The organism is Thalassobacillus devorans MSP14 (genome assembly GCF_000496835.1).
GTDB classification, from domain to species: Bacteria; Bacillota; Bacilli; order Bacillales; family Halobacillaceae; genus Thalassobacillus; species Thalassobacillus devorans_B.
On sequence record NZ_AWXW01000028.1, the window covers coordinates 1 to 13,083 of the forward strand.

The window sequence follows — 13,083 nt, forward strand, 5'->3', positions numbered from 1 at the left end:
TTTTTGCTTGTGAATTAAAATTCTGTTAGTGAAATGTGTTTTAGACCGTAAAGTCGAAGACTTGTTTCGATATATGGGAGAATCCAAGATTGTTGGGGGAATGGATCCTATTAAATCATCTCCTTCTTTCAAAATATCAATAAAAAAATAGTATAAGAGATGATAGATTTGCACATACTAATGCCATGGAGGTGGAAAGATGAAAACAATCAACCGCTGTGGCATATGTGATCGTAATACGACAGAAGGCATTCATATCTATCAATTATTCATTTGTGAATCTTGTGAAAAAGAAATTCTGGAAACAGAACCAGGCGATGCCAGATATTCTTTTTACATCAATAAGTTAAAGAATATCACGCCAACGAAAATACATTCTTAAAAAATAAAGAAGATCTTTGCAAAGAAGCGAAGATCTTTTTTTGTTTGTAATCAACTCACGAGTTAGGTAAGATGGAATAGATTTTTCAATTGCACGGAGAAGGTGAAACTCGATGGCACTTGACCAAACAGAAACACCGTTGTACGATAGGCTGTATTTCCAAAAAAACAAAAGTTACGATTCGTTTCATGTTCCAGGTCATAAAAACGGGAGAATATTTTCTGAGAAGGGATATGAAGACTTCCGTTCTATCCTCTCCATGGATTTTACCGAGATAACAGGTATGGATGACTTGCACGACCCTCATGGTGTCATTCAGCAAGCGCAGATATTGGCATCTGATTACTTTAACAGTGATTTCTCCTACTTTTTAGTGAATGGTAGTACTGGGGGAAATTTAGCAATGATTTTAGCTGTGTGTAAGACTGGAGATCAAGTTCTTGTTCAGCGAAATTGTCATAAATCAATTTTGCATGGACTGGAGTTAGCAGGAGCTCAGCCCGTCTTTTTGACCCCTGCTTATGAGGAAAATACAAAGCGATATAGCAAAATGGAAGTAGATTTGGTAGAGAAAGCATTAGCCCGTTTTCCAAATGCAAAAGGATTGATACTGACTTACCCAGATTATTTTGGTCGAACCTATGAAATAGAAAAAATTATTAGAACAGCCCATGCACACGATGTCCCGGTGCTGGTAGATGAAGCGCACGGTGTACATTTTCATCTAGGTTCTCCTTTTCCAACACCGTCTTTAACAGCAGGGGCAGATGTCGTGGTACAGTCCGCCCATAAAATGGCACCCGCCATGACGATGGCTTCTTTTATACATGGGCGAAAAGGCCGCATCAATCTGGAAAAATTACGTTATTTTCTTCAAGTGGTACAGTCAAGCAGTCCTTCCTATCCACTGATGGCAAGTTTGGACTTAGCCCGTCACTTTTTAGCTAATACAACTAAGGAAAATGTTGAAAAAGCGCTTGATCATACAGAAAATATCCGAAGAGTCCTGGTTGAAGGAGATGGATGGACGTTATTACCTGCCAGTCATAAGGATGATCCATTGAAAATAGTTTTACATGCGGATAAAGGATGGACAGGTTTCCAATTGGCGGGCTTACTGGAACAGGAAGATATATATCCTGAGCTGGCAGATAATAACCAGGTACTGCTTATTACAGGGCTTGGTGAATACGCCGATCTTTCCAATTTGAATAAGTGTATCGCTAATATTAATGAGCAATTAAAAACCACTTCAAAGCATGCTACAATAAAGGATAGAGTTTCATTCCCCACCAGCACTCAAGAATTACTATATTCTTATGAGGAAATGAAAACGAAGCAAACCACATTTTCGGAGTGGTCGAAGGCAGTTGGTAAGGTAGCAGCCCAACCTGTGGTACCTTATCCGCCAGGTATTCCATTACTGGTTAAAGGGGAAAAGATTACTATTCAGCATGTAGAACTGATTAGGTTATTACTTGAACAGGGTGCCCGTTTCCACAATGAGCAGATAGAAACAGGAGTCTTCACCTTTCAATAGATTTGAGGAGAATGAGTGTGAAAGGATTATTTATTACGTTTGAGGGCGGAGAAGGTGCCGGGAAAACTTCTGTACTCCAGGCGCTCTCCCAGGAATTACACCAAGAAGGATATGACGTACTGGCCACCAGGGAGCCAGGAGGAATAGAAATTGCAGAAAAAATTCGCCAGATCATTTTAGATCCAGCACATACGGCTATGGATGGGCGTACTGAAGCCCTACTATATGCTGCAGCACGGCGACAGCATCTGGTCGAGAAAGTATTACCTGCTCTTAAACAAGGGAAAATTGTTCTTTGCGACCGTTTTGTCGATAGCAGCCTGGCTTATCAGGGGCATGCCCGCGGATTGGGTATAGAAGAAGTGTTCCAAATCAATCAATTCGCCATTGAAAATTGTATGCCAGATGTAACGTTATTTTTTGATATTTCCCCGGAAGAAGGGCTTCAAAGAATAGCTGCGAATAGGGGCAGGGAGCAGAACCGGCTTGATATGGAGAAATTGGGTTTCCACCAAAGCGTTTATGAAGCTTATCAAATGCTGATCAGGAAATTTCCGGAGCGTATTCATGTCGTCGATGCCTCTCAAGCATTCGAATTGGTACAAGAGGATGTTTTAGCAAAACTTCACCCATATTTGCCGAACAGTAATGAGCACAGGTGACATTTGGTATAATGTAAAAAAAGGAAACAGGAGGCTGCAACGTTATGAAAATGATCATTGCGGTTATTCAAGATAAAGACAGTAGTCGTCTGACCGATGCATTAGCAGAGAATAATTTTCAGTCGACAAAACTTGCTACAACGGGTGGATTCCTGAAAGCCGGAAATACGACGTTAATGATCGGGTGCGATGATGAGTCCGTCGATGAGGCTTTGGAAATTATTAAAGATAATTGCAGTCAGAGGGAACAGATGGTAGCACCGATTTCTCCAATGGGTGGGAATGCAGATTCCTATATACCTAAACCAGTGAAAGTGGAAGTCGGTGGTGCGACTGTGTTTATATTGCCTGTTGAATCTTACTTTCAATTTTAGGATGAAGGGGGCTTTTTCATAATGAAAATCAGTCAGAAAATGCGGGCCCAGGTAGAAGCCGCGCAAAAACCCTCTTCCACTAATGTAAAAGGTCAGAAGGGATTTGATGCACTCGTGCACTCCCAAAACCAAAAATTGAAAGAACAGGAACTGGGGAAGTTAATAAAAGATATTACTGCACAGGGAAACCGTGTCGCCCGACATCGTTCCTTCCGAGATTTGGCAAAATATAAGCGGATGATCAAAGATTTTCTTCAGGAATCTGTCCATCATGGGGTGAACCTGAAGCATTCACAAAGCTGGACAAGGGATGGACAGCCTCGGAAACTTACCACTGTTGAATTGCTCGATGAACGACTGAAAGAATTGGCCGATACAGTGGTGGATCAGGAAAAGAGGTCCATTGACATCTTAGGGATTGTCGGAGAAATCAAGGGTTTATTAATTAATTTATATACTTAAGGACGGAATCCATATGTATACATGGGAAGACATGAAACAAATCCAGCCGCTGGTCAGTAAAATGCTGATCAATAGTTTTAAGAAGGACCGTATTTCACATGCTTATCTTTTTCAGGGAGCACAAGGAACAGGAAAAAGAGAGATAAGCCTGTTATTTACAAAAGCGATTTTTTGTCCGAACCGGGATGGAGCAGAGCCATGTCATCAATGCAATGCATGTAAAAGAATTGAATCTGGAAATCATCCTGATGTTCATTGGATAAAGCCGGATGGGCAGTCGATAAAAAAAGACCAAATTCTTCACCTCCAAAAAGAATTCACTTATACGGGCATGGAATCGAATAAAAAAGTTTATATTGTCGAAAGCGCAGATAAAATGACAGTCAACGCTGCAAATCGGCTGCTTAAATTTTTAGAGGAGCCCAGCAAACAAACGACTGCCATGCTGCTGACTGAAAACAGTCATGCGATTCTTGATACGATTCGTTCCCGGTGCCAATTGATGGCATTTCATCCTCTCAACGCTCTAAACGTCGAAGAAAAGCTTACCGGTGAAGGTGTAAGTGAATCTACTGCTAAGATACTCTCTCAAATGACTAACAATTTATCAGAAGCATTGGAAATAAACGCCGATGATTGGTTTGCTAATGCACGAAAATTAGTGATACAATTAATAGAAGTGCTGAACAATAAACCAAATGAAGCGCTTTTATTTATCAATCATCAGTGGATGCCTCATTTTAAGGAAAGAGAACAGCTTCAACGCGGTTTAGACTTGTTGATATTCTGGTTTAAGGACTTGATCAATCACGAGTTGGAAAGAGAAGAGGCCATCATTTACTCACAAGAAAGAGATAGGATGGAGCAAATGTCCATGTCCTGGTCTCGCGAAAGCGCGGTAAGAGGCTTATCATCGATCCTTGAGGCGAAGCGGAAGATAAATCAGAATGTCCATCCCACACTTGTGATGGAACAACTTACACTTCACTTGAAGAGGTGATCATAATTGATCGAAGTGATAGGCGTCCGCTTCAAGCAAGCGGGTAAAATATATTATTTTGACCCAAGGAACATTAAGATGACAACCGATGATTATGTAATCGTGGAAACAGTCCGCGGTATTGAATTTGGTAAAGTCGTCATTGCTAACAGGCAGGTGGATGAGGAAGATATTGTATTGCCTTTGAAAAAAGTCATTCGGATCGCAGATGAAAAAGATAAATTGACGGTGACTGAGAATAAGGAAAATGCAAAAGAAGCCTATACTGTCTGTGAGGCAAAAATCAAAGATCATAAGCTCGATATGAAGCTTGTGGATGTGGAATATACATTTGACCGTAACAAGGTGATATTTTACTTCACTGCAGACGGCCGGGTCGATTTCCGGACCCTGGTAAAGGATTTGGCTTCTGTGTTTAAGACCCGAATCGAGCTGCGCCAGATCGGTGTCCGGGATGAAGCAAAATTGCTGGGAGGCATCGGACCTTGCGGACGGATGTTATGCTGTTCCACATTCCTTGGTGATTTTGAACCAGTTTCCATTAAAATGGCCAAGGACCAGAATCTTTCGCTGAATCCGGCCAAGATATCCGGATTATGTGGACGTTTGATGTGCTGCTTGAAGTATGAAAATGATGATTATGAAGCAGCTAAACGTGAACTCCCTGACCTTGGTCAGCGGATTACCACTTCTATGGGTAAAGGAAAAGTAGTTGGAATCAATATGCTGGAACGTCTTGTTCAAATTGAATTTCCTGAACTTGAACGTACCCTGGAATATACGTTGCAGGATTTGATTGATGAAGGAGCCGTTTCAACCCAAGCCACAGAATGACGGGGTGGAAGGAAGCGTGAACAAGAAAGAAATTTTTGAACAAGTATCCCATTTAGAATCACAAATTGGAGAGCTGTATCAGCAATTAGGTGATTTGAAAACACAGTTGGCTCACCTCTTAGAGGAAAACCAGCATTTATCCTTGGAGAATCACCATTTAAGGAAACGGCTGGATCGGGAGGCAGCAGCGCCTGCCCAGCAGGAGACATCGAAGGAAAAGAGCCATTCCAAGGACTCTTATGTAGGGGAAGGTTATGATAACCTTGCCCGGCTTTATGAAGAAGGCTTCCATATTTGCAATTTACATTTTGGCAGTCCAAGAGATGAAGATTGTTTGTTCTGTCTATCTTTCCTAAACAAGAAAAAATAACAGAACACCGCCTTTCCTTGCCATAAGGAGAGGCTTTCTTTTTATGCTTGATGAAAGTAATTGTTTAACAGGAAAGGATTAGAAGAAAAATGGTTGAATTGAAAGACGATGAACGAATTGATGATTTATTAGCAGATGAAACGATGCAAATTATCCAAAGCCCCACTGCGTTTGCTTTTTCCCTGGATGCGGTTTTGCTTGCTGACTTCACTTATGTTCCAATCAAGAGAGGGAAAATCATTGATTTGTGTACGGGGAATGGTGTAATCCCTTTATTGCTGTCCCGACGTTCCAGAGCCTCCATCACTGGTGTAGAAATCCAGGAACGATTATATGACATGGCGGTACGGAATGTAGAACTTAACCAATTGAATGAACAATTAGAAATGATTCATGGAAATTTAAAAGACATGCCCGCCCGTTATGGCAACAATAAATTTGATTTAGTCACCTGTAATCCTCCTTATTTCCCTACACCGAGAAAAAAAGAGCAGAACTTGAATGATTTTTTGACGATCGCCCGTCATGAGATATACTGTTCCCTGGAAGACGTCGTCCGCTCCTGCAGTCAACTGGTTCGCTCCGGGGGAAAAGTATCCATGGTACATCGACCTGGCCGGATGGCAGATATATTGACGCTTTTTCGAAAGTACAGGATTGAACCGAAGCGGCTGCGGCTGGTTTATCCTAAAATGGGAAGAGAAGCTAATGTGCTTTTAGTGGAAGGAATCAGAGATGGCAATGCCGATTTGAAAATCCTCCCGCCTCTTTATGCCTTCACGGACGAAGGAGAATATACCGATGAATTAAGGAAGATTCTTTATGGCGGATAATCATTTTGTTTATATATTGAAATGTAAAGACGATACCCTGTATACGGGGTACACCAATGATTTGGAGCAGCGTCTGGCTAAGCACGAAAGCGGTAAAGGCGCAAAATATACGAGAGGACGCGGTCCTTTCGAGTTAGTTTTTTATGAACGTTTTCCTACGAAAATCGCTGCGATGCAGAGGGAGTTTCAAATCAAACAATGGAGCCGTTCCAAAAAAGAAGCATTGATTGCTTTAAAAAATGAGGGTGTTTAAATGGATCTGCAAAAAAGTTTTCAAACGTCTGAATATGGGACACTTTATATTGTACCGACCCCGATTGGTAATCTGGAAGACATGACTTTTCGAGCTGTGCGTATACTGACCGAGGTAAAGAAAATTGCTGCAGAAGATACTCGGAATTCAAAAAAATTGTTAAGCCACTTTGATATCCATACTCCTTTAATCAGCTACCATGAGCACAATAAACATGTCCGGGAAAACGAATTGATAGATGCTTTGGAAAATGGCGACGATCTTGCGGTAATAAGCGATGCAGGTATGCCTGGAATCTCCGATCCAGGATATGACCTCATTCAGGCGGCCATCATTCGTAACATTCCTGTGGTTGTCCTCCCAGGAGCGAACGCCGCTTTGTGCGCGTTGATAGGTTCTGGTCTGGAAACGGATCATTTTCATTTTTACGGCTTTCTGCCAAGGAAGAAAAAGGACAGGGATCAGGAATTAGAAGCAATAAGTATATTCCGTTCCACACTGGTATTTTATGAATCCCCTCATCGTTTGAAAGAAACATTGAAAGGGATGCAGGGGGTGTTCGGGAATCGAAAAGTTGCATTGTCGAGAGAATTGACAAAACGCTATGAAGAATATGTTCGTGGCAGTTTAGACGAAGTAGTGGAATGGGCCGGGAACAATGAGCTTCGGGGGGAATTTTGTATTGTAGTAGAAGGGAATAAAGAAGAAGTTGCCGAAGATAGTTTATGGTGGAGCAGTCTGTCCGTAATCGAGCATGTCGAACATTATATCGAAGAAGAAGGCTATTCCAGCAAACAAGCGATAAAGCAAACATCCAGTGATCGGAAGCTTCCTAAACGTGACGTCTATCAGGCCTATCATGTAGGGGAATAGTCTTTGAAATCTGCGGTAAAACTTTTATTATTAAAGGCTCTGTTAAAGGGTATTATTGTTCCATAAGATGCTTATTCACCTAAATGGCCGAAAAGCCGCAGACTGGATTTCGGGATATTATTGGAGTCTCACCGTTTCCCTACGCCCCTTGTCATAGAAAATTCCCGAAATCATCCTTATGGAAAATAAACAATATGGAAAATAAACAATGAGATTTAACAGAGTCATATAAAAAGCACTGACTGCCAGTCGGCTCAGTCAGTGCTTTTTGATGAGACCTTTCTCTGTTTGTATGGGTCTCTTTTTTGTTTAAATTACTTCATGTTGTCCTGAATTTCTTTCATCAGCTGGTTCGCGCCTTCACGGCTTAGAACCAATTTGCCATTTGCGAGGGAAAGGTTGTCCTCTGATACCTCGCCAGTAACATGACATGTCATGTTTGGCTTGTATTTCTTAAGTACGATACGATCGTCATCGACATAGATTTCCAAAGCGTCCTTCTCGTTAATACCTAATGTACGACGAAGCTCAATCGGAATAACCACACGTCCAAGTTCATCAACTTTTCTTACAATCCCAGTAGATTTCATTTTTTGTTTCTCCCCTCAATCAAAAGTTTTCGCCAGATTTCGACATCTGTCTAAGGTAATAATACCAACCTTTCCCAGCTGTGTCAATTCTTTAATTTTCCAATTTGCTCAGTACATTAAACTATTATAGATACTACATATAGTATCTATTTACTAATGTATTGATCCATATTGGGATTTAACGGATATTAAAGGATTGAATTATGTAACATTTTTGAAAAAATATTACAATCATCGCAGAACCTTAACCAGGTTCCGCCAATAGGATTCGACAAAATTCTGTCATTATATGGGGGTATTTCGACAAAAAAAGTAAAAAAATGTTGATAGTACTTTTAATTTTTTGACTTTAAATTGTATTCTTCGGTATATTTTGTTGTTAGGAATGGAAATCCTCTATATAAATCGATACAATAAGGAGATACGGAAAGTTATTCAATGAAGGCTGACATAGTCTTTCGAATATAGTCGAGGAGGGAAAAGGATGCCTGAAGAAAAAAACACCTTTTATATTACAACACCAATCTACTATCCAAGTGGTAACCTGCATATCGGTCACGCCTATACAACTGTAGCTGGGGATGCGATGGCCAGATACAAGCGTTTAAAAGGGTTTGACGTCATGTATTTGACTGGAACGGACGAACACGGTCAAAAGATTCAGCGCAAAGCGAAAGAGAAGGACGTTACCCCGCAAGCCTATGTAGATGAGATAGTGACTGGAATCAAAGACCTTTGGGGGAAACTGGATATCTCTTATGATGATTTTATCCGCACCACCCAAAAACGTCATAAAGATATTGTGGAAAAGATTTTCTCTCACCTGCTTGAAAAGGGGGATATTTACCTGGACCAATATGAAGGCTGGTATTGCACGCCTTGTGAATCCTTCTTTACCGAGCGTCAGCTTGATAATGGTAAATGCCCGGACTGTGGAGGGCCGGTGGAAAAGGTGAAAGAAGAATCGTACTTCTTCAAGATGAGCAAGTATGTCGACCAGCTGCTTGCCTTCTATGAAGAAAACCCGGAGTTCATTCAGCCGGAAAGTCGTAAAAATGAAATGATCAACAACTTTATCAAGCCAGGATTGGAAGACCTCGCTGTTTCCCGTACCACATTCGACTGGGGGGTCCAGGTACCTGGCAATGCCAAGCATGTCATTTATGTATGGATCGATGCACTCAGCAATTACATTACTTCGCTTGGTTATGGTACAGACCAGGATGAACGTTACCAAAAGTATTGGCCGGCTGATGTCCATCTTGTCGGCAAAGAAATCGTACGTTTCCATACGATTTACTGGCCAATTATGTTGATGGCCTTAGACTTGCCTTTACCGAAGAAAGTCTTCGCTCACGGCTGGATTTTGATGAAAGACGGTAAAATGTCCAAATCAAAAGGAAATGTCGTGGATCCGGTGAAGCTGATTGACCGTTATGGACTTGATGCGCTTCGTTATTATCTGCTTCGGGAAGTGCCGTTTGGTTCTGATGGTGTATTCACACCGGAAGGTTTTGTCGAACGTACCAACTATGATCTTGCCAATGACTTAGGGAACTTATTGAATCGTACGGTGGCTATGATCAGTAAATACTTTGGCGGTGAAATTCCGGAATTCAAGGCTGGAGAAGATCAATATGATGAGAATCTGGAACAGCTGGCTAAAGAAACCAGAAAACAAGTGGAAGAGAACCTGGAAAATATGGAATTTTCGGTAGCTCTTTCCCAGCTTTGGACATTTGTCAGCCGTACAAACAAGTATATCGATGAAACACAGCCGTGGGTTTTAGCAAAGGATGAAAGCAAGAAAGAACGCCTTGGCAATGTAATGGCACACTTAGCCGAATCCTTACGTCATATCGCTGTCATGCTGCAGCCATTCCTTACACAAACTCCTGCGAAAATTTTCAAACAGCTCGGAGTAGAGCAGGAAGAGTTGAAGCAGTGGGGCAGCCTGGAGCAAATCGGTATGATTCCCGAAGGAACCAAAGTTCAAAAAGACGACCCTATCTTCCCTCGATTGGATGCTGATGTTGAAATTCAAGCAATCAAAGATATGATGAAAAAACCTGCTGCAAAGCCAGAACCGAAGAAAGAAGAACAATCAGAAGAAGTGACAATCGATGATTTCATGAAACTGGATTTCCGTGTAGCGGAGGTAACCCAGGTAGATAAAATGAAAAAAGCAGATAAACTACTAAGAATTCAATTGGACCTTGGCTATGAAAAGCGTCAGGTAGTATCAGGGATTGCAGAACATTATACACCGGAACAGCTGATCGGTAAGAAAGTAATATGTGTGACAAACCTGAAGCCTGTCAAGCTTCGCGGGGAGCTTTCCCAGGGGATGATCTTAGCTGGAGAAGATGAAAGTGGCAAATTGGCCTTAGCCTCTATTGACCAGACTCTGGAAAATGGGGCGAAAGTTAAATAATAGCACAAAAGGGAAAGCTGAATAATGGCTTTCCCTTTGCTTGTACTTTTAAAAAAGTTTTATTCTGAAAGGTGGTTGTAATTGTGTTATTTGATACTCATGTCCATTTGAATGCGGAACAATTTAAGGAAGACCGCGAGGAGGTCATCCAACGTGCAAAGGATGAAGGAGTAGAGTATATGGTCGTCGTAGGGTTCGATCGTGAGACCATCCCATTAGCGATTGAGATCGCAGAGTCCCACAATAATATCTATGCCGCTGTCGGCTGGCATCCCGTAGATGCTATCGATATGGAAGACGCCGATCTGGATTGGATTGAAGAATTGACTTCCCATCCTAAAGTAGTCGCCTTGGGAGAAATGGGATTGGATTACCACTGGGATAAATCTCCAGAAGATGCCCAGAAAGAGGTATTTCGTAAACAAATACAATTAGCAAAAAAAGTGAACATGCCCATTATTATTCATAACCGGGAAGCGACTCAGGATATCGTGGATATATTAAAAGAAGAACAAGCGGAAGAAGTAGGAGGCATCATGCATTGCTACAGCGGTTCCGTAGAGATTGCGGAAGAATGCGTGAAAATGAATTTTATGATTTCTCTGGGAGGTCCGGTAACTTTTAAAAACGCCAAGCGGCCGAAAGAAGTTGCAGAAGCGATAGATCTCGATCACTTACTTGTGGAAACAGATTGTCCATTTTTAGCTCCCCATCCGAACCGCGGAAAACGAAATGAACCTGCTTATGTCAAATTAGTAGCAGAACAAATTGCTGAATTGAAAGGCGTTTCATTGGAAGAAGTAAGCGAAAAAACGACTAGAAATGCTTTGAAATTCTTTAATATTAAGGAATGATAGATTTGTAAAGAACATTTTTTCACCGTCCTTCATAATGAAGGGCGTTTTTTATTTTTGTATTAGGTAAAAGGTCATGTTAAAGTTCGCCTTATATTGTCGTATCCTTGTCGCATTTTGGAAATTAGGGTATTTTCGCCTATTTTATTATACAAATGTATGAGAATTGTAACATGCTTGTTATGTTATTTCATTTGTCGGACGTGTATATTGGGTATTGTGTAAACGGGCCTGCTGGCTTGGTTATGCAGATACGTACTTATGTGTTACGGCTTTTTTATCAAAAAGGGGGCAAGAAGGCATGAAAAAAATATTTTCAAAGCTCTTTCCAGCTTCGAAATCCACGATGGTCCTGACTATTATTAGCAGCGTCGTATTGTTTGCCTTACTTGGTGTTTTAACTCATGAAGCAACGAAAGCAGAAGTCATCGTGAATAATAACGGTGAATCAACTCAAGTACGCACACATGCGGACACAGTTGGTGAACTCCTGCAAACATTAGACATAGACATCTCAGAAAATGATGAATTATCTCATCCGGAAAATACTGCTTTAACTGACGGTATGGAAGTGGATTATCAAACTGCGCAGCCGGTCCAGGTAGTCATTGATGGTGAACAAAAACAATATTATACAACTACAGAAACAGTTGGAGAATTTTTCGAAGAACAAAACCTCAGTTTCAAAGAGCGTGATCAAGTCTCGCATAAGCAGGATGCTCCAATCCAGGCAAATATGAATATTCAAATAGATAAAGCTTTCCAGGTTACCATCAATGATGGCGGGAAGATGAAAAAAGTATGGACGACAGCTTCAACCGTAGGTGATTTACTGGAAGACCAGAAAATAGAACTGGGTAAGCTTGATGAATTGAAACCGAAGAAGTCCAAACAACTTAATGGGGAGACTCCAATACATATCACACGTGTAGAAAAAGTTACAGATGTGGTAGAAGAAGAAGTCGATTATTCAGTAGTAACCAGACAGGATAGTTCACTATTGAAAGGAAAAAGAAAAGTTGTATCGGACGGAGAAAAAGGTCTTGTCACTAAAAAGTATGAAGTAACCTTGAAAAACGGCAAAGAAGTCGATCGTAAGCTGATTAAAGAAGAAAATAAGAAGGACAGCAAAAATAAAATTGTGGCGATTGGTACAAAACAGCCGGAGAAGCAAACAGTAACCACGGTTTCCAATACTACAAGTGAAACTGAATCAAGCAGCAACAATAATGACGGCACAGTATCACGGAGCAGCTCAGATACCGGAGTCAAAACGCTGCAAATGAGCGCAACAGCCTACACTGCGAGTTGCTCGGGATGTTCTGGTATTACTGCCACAGGCATCAATTTGAAAGCAAATCCTGATGCTAAGGTGATTGCGGTTGATCCAAGTGTCATTCCATTAGGAACACGTGTATGGGTTGAGGGTTATGGAAATGCGATCGCTGGTGACACAGGTGGAGCGATCAACGGTAATAAAATTGATTTGTTCATGTCCTCAAAAAGCGAGGCGCTAAGCTTTGGCCAGAGGACTGTGCAAGTGAAAATACTCGGGAAATAATGCAAAAGCAGGGGAATCGCTCCTCTGCTTTTTCTTTTGTAATCATTTCGTGGTATGCTGA

At 41.2% G+C, this 13,083-nt stretch carries 15 protein-coding genes; 14 read left to right on the plus strand and 1 reads right to left on the minus strand.

Translation table 11 applies throughout. From position 1 onward, the window contains the following. The first annotated feature begins 199 nt into the window (after positions 1 to 199). From P855_RS0100395 to rsmI, 11 genes are all read left to right on the plus strand, one after another. On the plus strand, positions 200 to 382 hold the full coding sequence (locus P855_RS0100395) for a sigma factor G inhibitor Gin (RefSeq protein WP_028781754.1): 183 nt from the start codon (positions 200 to 202) through the stop codon (positions 380 to 382). A gap of 112 nt (positions 383 to 494) precedes the next feature. Next, positions 495 to 1,922, plus strand: coding sequence for an aminotransferase class I/II-fold pyridoxal phosphate-dependent enzyme (locus P855_RS0100400; RefSeq protein ID WP_028781755.1), 1,428 nt, complete (start codon positions 495 to 497; stop codon positions 1,920 to 1,922). A gap of 17 nt (positions 1,923 to 1,939) precedes the next feature. Beyond that, positions 1,940 to 2,584, plus strand: a complete 645-nt coding sequence (gene tmk, locus P855_RS0100405) for a dTMP kinase (protein WP_028781756.1) — start codon at positions 1,940 to 1,942, stop codon at positions 2,582 to 2,584. 44 nt (positions 2,585 to 2,628) lie between these two features. Beyond that, positions 2,629 to 2,958: a cyclic-di-AMP receptor gene (locus P855_RS0100410; protein WP_028781757.1), complete on the plus strand. Its 330-nt coding sequence runs from the start codon at positions 2,629 to 2,631 to the stop codon at positions 2,956 to 2,958. Between the two features lie 21 nt (positions 2,959 to 2,979). Continuing rightward, positions 2,980 to 3,420 (plus strand): YaaR family protein, encoded by a 441-nt coding sequence (locus P855_RS0100415; protein WP_028781758.1) that lies wholly within the window; start codon positions 2,980 to 2,982, stop codon positions 3,418 to 3,420. A 13-nt stretch (positions 3,421 to 3,433) separates the two neighbouring features. Beyond that, positions 3,434 to 4,420, plus strand: a complete 987-nt coding sequence (gene holB, locus P855_RS0100420; protein WP_028781759.1) for a DNA polymerase III subunit delta' — start codon at positions 3,434 to 3,436, stop codon at positions 4,418 to 4,420. A 6-nt stretch (positions 4,421 to 4,426) separates the two neighbouring features. Further along, complete coding sequence (locus P855_RS0100425) at positions 4,427 to 5,254, plus strand: PSP1 domain-containing protein (protein ID WP_028781760.1); 828 nt, start codon at positions 4,427 to 4,429, stop codon at positions 5,252 to 5,254. 16 nt (positions 5,255 to 5,270) lie between these two features. Further along, complete coding sequence (yabA, locus tag P855_RS0100430; protein ID WP_028781761.1) at positions 5,271 to 5,624, plus strand: DNA replication initiation control protein YabA; 354 nt, start codon at positions 5,271 to 5,273, stop codon at positions 5,622 to 5,624. Positions 5,625 to 5,713: 89 nt separating this feature from the next. Continuing rightward, the gene (locus P855_RS0100435; protein ID WP_028781762.1) at positions 5,714 to 6,457 is read left to right on the plus strand and encodes a tRNA1(Val) (adenine(37)-N6)-methyltransferase; all 744 of its coding nucleotides are present in this window, start codon (positions 5,714 to 5,716) and stop codon (positions 6,455 to 6,457) included. Next, complete coding sequence (locus P855_RS0100440) at positions 6,447 to 6,710, plus strand: GIY-YIG nuclease family protein (RefSeq protein WP_028781763.1); 264 nt, start codon at positions 6,447 to 6,449, stop codon at positions 6,708 to 6,710. The genes P855_RS0100435 and P855_RS0100440 overlap by 11 nt, the downstream gene beginning before the upstream one ends. After that, the gene (gene rsmI, locus P855_RS0100445; protein ID WP_028781764.1) at positions 6,711 to 7,583 is read left to right on the plus strand and encodes a 16S rRNA (cytidine(1402)-2'-O)-methyltransferase; all 873 of its coding nucleotides are present in this window, start codon (positions 6,711 to 6,713) and stop codon (positions 7,581 to 7,583) included. Positions 7,584 to 7,897: 314 nt separating this feature from the next. Here the strand turns inward: rsmI and P855_RS0100450 are convergent, their stop codons facing one another. Next, positions 7,898 to 8,173: an AbrB/MazE/SpoVT family DNA-binding domain-containing protein gene (locus tag P855_RS0100450; protein WP_028781765.1), complete on the minus strand. Its 276-nt coding sequence runs from the start codon at positions 8,171 to 8,173 to the stop codon at positions 7,898 to 7,900. A 484-nt stretch (positions 8,174 to 8,657) separates the two neighbouring features. On the opposite strand from P855_RS0100450, the gene metG reads away from it, so the two are divergent. The 3 genes from metG to P855_RS0100465 all read left to right on the plus strand — a co-directional run bounded on the left by metG (position 8,658) and on the right by P855_RS0100465 (position 13,022). After that, complete coding sequence (gene metG / locus P855_RS0100455) at positions 8,658 to 10,607, plus strand: methionine--tRNA ligase (protein WP_028781766.1); 1,950 nt, start codon at positions 8,658 to 8,660, stop codon at positions 10,605 to 10,607. Between the two features lie 83 nt (positions 10,608 to 10,690). Then, positions 10,691 to 11,461, plus strand: a complete 771-nt coding sequence (locus tag P855_RS0100460) for a TatD family hydrolase (protein WP_028781767.1) — start codon at positions 10,691 to 10,693, stop codon at positions 11,459 to 11,461. A gap of 301 nt (positions 11,462 to 11,762) precedes the next feature. Beyond that, complete coding sequence (locus P855_RS0100465; protein ID WP_028781768.1) at positions 11,763 to 13,022, plus strand: G5 and 3D domain-containing protein; 1,260 nt, start codon at positions 11,763 to 11,765, stop codon at positions 13,020 to 13,022. Positions 13,023 to 13,083: the final 61 nt, after the last annotated feature.